This window comes from Yoonia sp., assembly GCF_046498525.1.
Taxonomy (GTDB): domain Bacteria; phylum Pseudomonadota; class Alphaproteobacteria; order Rhodobacterales; family Rhodobacteraceae; genus Yoonia.
Map to the genome: position 1 here is coordinate 1 of NZ_JAWOAN010000086.1, position 6,251 is coordinate 6,251.

Here is a 6,251-nt window from a genome sequence, read left to right on the forward strand (position 1 = left end):
GCAATCATCTTGAGGCTCGCCGACAAGGAAGCCGATGCATAAAGCCGCAGTTTCGGCCCGATCCGGCGGGATAACTCTGACATCAATTCCCGGTACGGTCGCGTCTGGGTAGAATACGATATGACGGGGATTTTGCTAAGGTCTTCTTGCGGATTCGACGTTGCGCGATACCAATGCAGGTCGAACGGTGGCAAGTCGACGTTATGTGTCGAGAACTCCGAAACCGGGCCCATCAACAGCGCAAGGTCCAGTTTTCTTTCCAGCAGATGCGCCCTCAGATTGAGCGAGATATCCACCGTCAGATCGACATTCACCCTCGGATACTGTTCACTGAAGGCTTTCAGGAAATCAGGAAGCCATGCTTGGGCAATTGTCTCGGATGCACCGATGCGAAAAAGGCCCACAGTCTCGGAAGGATTTGCGACGCGTTGCTTGATTTCCTCTTCGACGAACAGCAACTGCTCGGCATAAGACAACAACAGGGCGCCATGTTTCGTCAAAACAGGTTCACCCAAGCCGCGCTCGAACAAGGGAACACGAAGTTCCTGTTCCAGATTTGCGATACGCGTCGAAACTGCAGGCTGCGAAAGATTGAGCCGCTCTGCCGCCTTTCGGAAGCCGCCCAGCCGCGCTACCCACAAGAACGTCTTTATCTGATCAAAGGTCATCCCCATTCATAGAATGGATCAGTCAGCGAGAAAATCCATAATTAAAGATGACCGGCACTTGTGACTGTCTACTGTGGAAAAGACGACCACATCACGTACGTAGTTTGAAAAACGAAAACCCTCAACTCCATCGCTCCAATCCCTCAAGCACCAGATTCAAACCCAAATCGAAGTCTGTCTGACCGTCATACCGACGATCTACGACCTCGCCCGCGCCAGCGTGCATGTCGGGATAATCACTTTCAGATATCAACGGTAGAAACTGCCGCGCTTTCTGACGGTCTTGCCAGTCGGCGCCCTGCTGCAGGATGAAGGCTTACGTCTATAAACGCTATGGCCCGCCAGAGGTTCTCAGGCAGGTCACCCTGCCCTGTCCGAAACCCGGTGAAACCGATGTTCTGGTGCGAATACATGCAGCGACGGTCTGTTCTGCGGATTGGCCTCTGAGAAGCCTGACAATGCCTCCCGGGATTGGCTGGATGGGTCGGCCAGCCATTGGTTTTTTCGGACCGCGTAAACCGGTGCGGGGCACGGAATTTGCAGGCACAATTGCAGCGGTCGGCGCAGGGGACAGTCAGTTCAAGGCAGGTGATCAGGTTCTCGGGTTTCCAGGGGCTGCTCTTGGTGCACATGCGCAGTACATCTCTATGCTGAGCAACGGCAAGATATTGCACAAGCCGGCAAACCTGAGCTTTGCACAGGCTGCCGCACTGCTCTTCGGGGCGGCAACTGCCTATGATTATCTGGTGAACAGGGGGCGGGTTCAGTCAGGAGAACACATTCCGATCAATGGCGCGAACGGTTCAGTCGGCCTTACTTGTGTGCAAATCGCACTGCTTGCGGGGGCGCAGGTGACAGCGGTCTGTTCACAGCGGAACCGGGCATTTCTGCGTCAACTCGGGGTGCAGGAAACTATCGATTACCACACGACCGATTTCGCATCGCGGGGGCGCACCTATGACGTCGTTGTCGATACGGTCGGCACAGCCCCTTGGCGGCGCTGCAGTAAAGTCCTGCGCCACGGCGGGCATATGTTACTGATCAGCGGGAAGGCGAGCGATATGCTGCTGGGACCGCTGAAGGCGCGCCTTGCCGGCAAATCACTGATTTCAGGCGTTGCACACGAGTTGCGCGAAATTCTGCAGGACGTCGTCGCAATGGCAGCCTCGGCTGCGTTGATGCCTGTGATTGATCGTGAATATCCATTCGGGCAAATGATCGAGGCGCACCGCTACGTCGATAGTGGCAGAAAGCGCGGCGCTGTCGTGATCCGGATGTTGGACGAGGTTGCCAGCGGATCAAAGACACGTTTGGACACCGCCGAATAGCGATCAAGCAGCAGGTGTCCGTTGGATCAAACGTCCAGCGTATTGTCCTTTTCCCACTGACTGAAGTGGCTGACATAGGAATGCCATTCCTGCATCTTCATCTTCACATAGGATTTTGAAAATTCCGCGCCCATTGCGTCTTTCAGGCCCTTGTCGTTGTCGTATGCGCGCAGGGCATCGAGCATGTTGAGCGGTAGCTTGGGCGCGCCGCGCACCTTGTGGCCTTCGGCATACATATCAATGTCATAGCGCTTGCCGGGGTCCGCCTTGGAGCGGATTCCCGAAAGCCCCGCCGCAATGATCACGGCCTGTAAAAGGTAGGGGTTTGCCGCACCATCAGGCAGACGCAATTCAAAACGACCGGGTCCGGGGACACGCACCATATGGGTGCGGTTGTTGCCTGTCCAGGTTACGGTGTTAGGGGCCCAAGTGGCACCCGATATGGTGCGGGGTGCGTTTATGCGCTTGTAGCTATTGACCGTAGGATTGGTGATCGCCGCCAATGCGCTGGCGTGCTTCATGATCCCACCAAGGAATTGCCGCCCTTGCTCGGACAACCCCAATTCCGCTGTCTGGCTGCTGTTGTCCGGCTCCATGGCAAAGACATTTGTCTTGCCGTCGATATCCCAGACAGAGATATGCGCATGACATCCGTTGCCGGTCAGCCCCTCGATGGGCTTGGGCATGAAGGTGGCGCGGAAGCCATGCTTTTCAGCGACCGATTTCGTCATGAACTTGAAGAAGGAGTGTTTATCAGCGGTCTTGAGCGCGTCGTCAAATTCCCAATTCATCTCGAACTGACCATTCGCGTCTTCATGGTCGTTTTGGTAAGGACCCCAGCCCAGTTCCAGCATGTAGTCGCAGATTTCGCGCACCACATCATAACGGCGCATGACGGCCTGCTGGTCATAGCAGGGCTTCTCGGCGGTGTCGTATTCATCCGAAATCTGGCTGCCATCGGGGGTCAGCAGGAAATACTCGGCTTCGATCCCCGTTTTGACGCGCAGACCCTCGGCTGCGGCTTCATCGACCAGTTTGCGCAATACATTGCGCGGGGCCTGCGCGACATCCTCGCCCTCCATGACACAATTGGCCGCCACCCATGCGACTTCCGGCTTCCAGGGAAGTTGAATGACAGACGACGGATCAGGCATCGCCAACATATCGGGATGTGCAGGCGTCATATCCAGCCAAGTGGCGAAACCCGCAAACCCTGCCCCATCTGCCTGCATGTCGGCAATGGCTTGCGCGGGGACCAGTTTCGCTCTTTGCCCACCGAACAAGTCGGTGAAACTGATCATGAAATATTTGACGTCATTGTCAGCTGCAAATTCGGCAAGATCTGTTGTCATGTCATTTCCCTGTGATCGAAAGAAACGGGCGCCTCCCGTGAACGGTGGCGCCCTTTTTTGGATTAATAGGTTGTGCCCGGTTTGCCGGGGTACCAGTCGGTCCCGGCCAGCGGAATTTTGGCCATGGCAGCGGCCTCCAGTGTGACCGCGCAAAGATCTTCCGGCTCCAGATTGTGCACATGGCTCTTGCCGCAAGCCCGCGCGATGGTCTGTGCTTCCAGAGCCATCACCTTCAGATAGTTGTTCAGCCGTCGCCCACCCTCGACCGGGTTGAACCGCTTCATCAATTCGGGGTCCTGTGTCGTGATGCCTGCGGGATCTCGGCCTTCATGCCAATCGTCATAGGCACCTGCGGTGGTGCCCAGCGCGTTATATTCAGCCTCCCATTTGGGATCGTTATCACCCAGCGCAATGAGAGCCGCGGTCCCGATCGCTGTCGCGTCTGCACCAAGGGCCATACATTTGGCGACGTCCGCGCCGCTCCGTATTCCGCCGGACACGATCAGTTGCACCTCGCGGTGCACCCCAAGGTCTTGCAATGCGCGCACTGCTTCGCGGATACAAGCAAGGATCGGTTGGCCCACATGTTCGATGAACACATCCTGCGTGGCAGCCGTGCCGCCCTGCATCCCGTCAAGCACCACGACATCTGCACCCGCCTTTACAGCCAAAGTGGTGTCAAAGTAGGGACGTGCGCCACCGATCTTGATGTAGATCGGGACTTTCCATCCAGTAATCTCGCGCAGTTCGAGTATCTTGATCTCAAGATCATCCGGCCCCGTCCAATCCGGGTGACGGCACGCTGATCTCTGGTCGATCCCTTTGGGCAGATTGCGCATCTCGGCCACCCGATCGCTGATCTTTTGCCCCAAGAGCATCCCGCCACCACCGGGCTTCGCGCCTTGTCCGACGACAATTTCAATCGCATCGGCCCGGCGCAGATCATCGGGGTTCATGCCATAGCGGGACGGGAGGTACTGATAAACCAGCTTGTCAGAATGGCCGCGCTCTTCATCCGTCATACCACCGTCACCGGTGGTGGTTGACGTGCCGGCCAAAGTCGCCCCACGCCCCAAGGCTTCCTTGGCACCACCAGACAGCGCACCAAACGACATGCCGGCGATGGTAATGGGGATATCAAGTTCTATGGGTCGCTCGGCGAAACGTGTGCCAAGGGTTACGTTTGTCTCGCACTTCTCGCGGTACCCTTCGAGCGGGTAACGCGACATGGAGGCACCGAGAAATAGCAAATCGTCGAAATGCGGCAGCTTCCGCTTCGCGCCACCACCACGGATATCATAAATACCAGTGGCTGCGGCCCGCCGGATTTCGGCGTTAACGGAATTTGTAAATGTCGCCGACTGGATTGGGACAGTGCGCGGCGCGCCGGATGGGTCATCTTTCATGCACGCCTCCTAGTATGCGTTATCTATGCTGAAATTATAAAGCTGGCGGGCCGACCCATATCGCTTGAATTCCGATGGCTTTGCGTCGGCCTGCCCTCTTTCGAGCAGTTCGGCCAGAATCTCGATGTGTTCGGGCCGCATCTCTTTTTCGATGCAGTCCGCGCCCAGCGACTTGACAGAACCGCGCACAAAAAGCCGCGCCTCATAAAGACTGTCGCCAAGCGCCTCGCCCGCGTCACCGCAGACCACGAGGTTGCCCGACTGCGCCATGAAGGCCGACATGTGTCCGACATTGCCATGGACGACGATATCGATCCCTTTCATCGAAATACCGCAGCGGCTGGAAGCGTTGCCCTTGATCACCAGCAAACCGCCATGACCGGTGGCACCTGCATATTGGCTGGCATCGCCCGCGATGATCACTGTCCCGCTCATCATGTTCTCAGCGACGCCGGGGCCTGCAGAGCCTGTGATGTTTATTGTCGCCTGTTTGTTCATACCAGCGCAGTAATAACCGGTTGAACCGTTGACGGTTACTTCGATCGGCGAATCCAGCCCGCAGGCGATCGCATGGGCGCCTTTCGGATTTTCGATCATCCAGGTTGTTTGATTGGACTGCTCACTCTGTGCTTGCAGCGTCTGATTCAATCCGCGCAAACCGGTTTCTTCAAGATCAATCGTTTGCAATTAGGCGGCCTTCTCACTGTGGGGTTGGTTGTCATGGCTCCAAAAATATACCGTTGCAGGCTCTGGCTCCCAGACGCGGGCATTTTCGATGTTGGGCAAGTTGACGAGAGCCCGGTATTCGGAGCCGAAAGCGACATATTCATCCGTCTCGGCCATGACCGCCGGCTTGCAGGCGATTGGATCGCGTACAACGCCAAACCCGTCTTTCGTGCCGACCACGAACGTAAAAAAGCCATCCAGATCATCAAGTCCGCTTTGCAAAGCCTCGCCCAGAGTGGCACCTTGCTGCATACGCCAAGTCAGATAGGCCGCACCCACTTCGGTATCATTTTCCGTTTCAATATGGATACCTTCACGGCGCAGCTTGCGGCGCAAGGAATTATGATTGGAGAGCGATCCGTTGTGCACGAGGCACTGGTCATTGCCGGTGTTGAACGGATGCGCCCCCATGGTCGTCACGGCAGATTCTGTGGCCATGCGCGTATGCCCTATGCCATGTGTGCCGGACATCTTGGCCAAATCAAAGCGGGCGGCGACATCCTTGGGCAGCCCGACCTCCTTGTAGATTTCCAAGGTATCTCCACGGCTCATGACACGAAGTGTGGGACTGATATCACTTAACGCAGACTGCACCTGCGCGGTCGTGCCTGCGGGAATACCCAGAACCGCGTGGGTGTCTTTCACCTCCATGCGGACCTCGGCGCCAAGCATCTTGCCAAGCGCGTTCTCCAAACCGGCAAAAGCCTGATCGGGGGTGTCGGATTGAACGACGAGCTTGGTCTTGCCTGCTGTCTCATCGCTATAGATGGC

Annotated in this window: 6 protein-coding genes; 1 reads left to right on the forward strand and 5 read right to left on the reverse strand. The window is 56.7% G+C overall.

Going from position 1 to position 6,251, the window contains the following annotated elements; genetic code table 11:
• On the reverse strand, window positions 1-668 hold a 668-nt coding region (locus R6T97_RS05655; RefSeq protein WP_410348324.1), incomplete at its 3' end, for a LysR family transcriptional regulator.
• A 308-nt stretch (window positions 669-976) separates the two neighbouring features.
• Between R6T97_RS05655 and R6T97_RS05660 the strand changes: the two genes are divergently transcribed.
• Entirely contained in the window at window positions 977-1,996 is a 1,020-nt protein-coding gene (locus R6T97_RS05660; RefSeq protein WP_410348325.1) for an NAD(P)-dependent alcohol dehydrogenase, read from the forward strand.
• Window positions 1,997-2,022: 26 nt separating this feature from the next.
• Here the strand turns inward: R6T97_RS05660 and glnT are convergent, their stop codons facing one another.
• From glnT to R6T97_RS05680, 4 genes are all read right to left on the reverse strand, one after another.
• Window positions 2,023-3,348: a type III glutamate--ammonia ligase gene (gene glnT / locus R6T97_RS05665; protein WP_410348326.1), complete on the reverse strand. Its 1,326-nt coding sequence runs from the start codon at window positions 3,346-3,348 to the stop codon at window positions 2,023-2,025.
• 62 nt (window positions 3,349-3,410) lie between these two features.
• Window positions 3,411-4,754: an FMN-binding glutamate synthase family protein gene (locus R6T97_RS05670; protein ID WP_410348327.1), complete on the reverse strand. Its 1,344-nt coding sequence runs from the start codon at window positions 4,752-4,754 to the stop codon at window positions 3,411-3,413.
• A gap of 9 nt (window positions 4,755-4,763) precedes the next feature.
• Entirely contained in the window at window positions 4,764-5,441 is a 678-nt protein-coding gene (locus R6T97_RS05675) for a protein GlxC (RefSeq protein WP_410348328.1), read from the reverse strand.
• Window positions 5,442-6,251 (reverse strand): class II glutamine amidotransferase (locus R6T97_RS05680; RefSeq protein WP_410348329.1); only part of this gene is annotated, 810 nt, incomplete at its 5' end.

What these genes read in the sequence shown, in the direction of transcription:
- R6T97_RS05660 (WP_410348325.1), top strand. Translation starts at nt 977, where the DNA reads ATGAAGGCTTACGTCTATAAACGCTATGGCCCGCCAGAGGTTCTCAGG.
- glnT (WP_410348326.1), bottom strand. Translation starts at nt 3,348, where the DNA reads ATGACAACAGATCTTGCCGAATTTGCAGCTGACAATGACGTCAAATAT.
- R6T97_RS05670 (WP_410348327.1), bottom strand. Translation starts at nt 4,754, where the DNA reads ATGAAAGATGACCCATCCGGCGCGCCGCGCACTGTCCCAATCCAGTCG.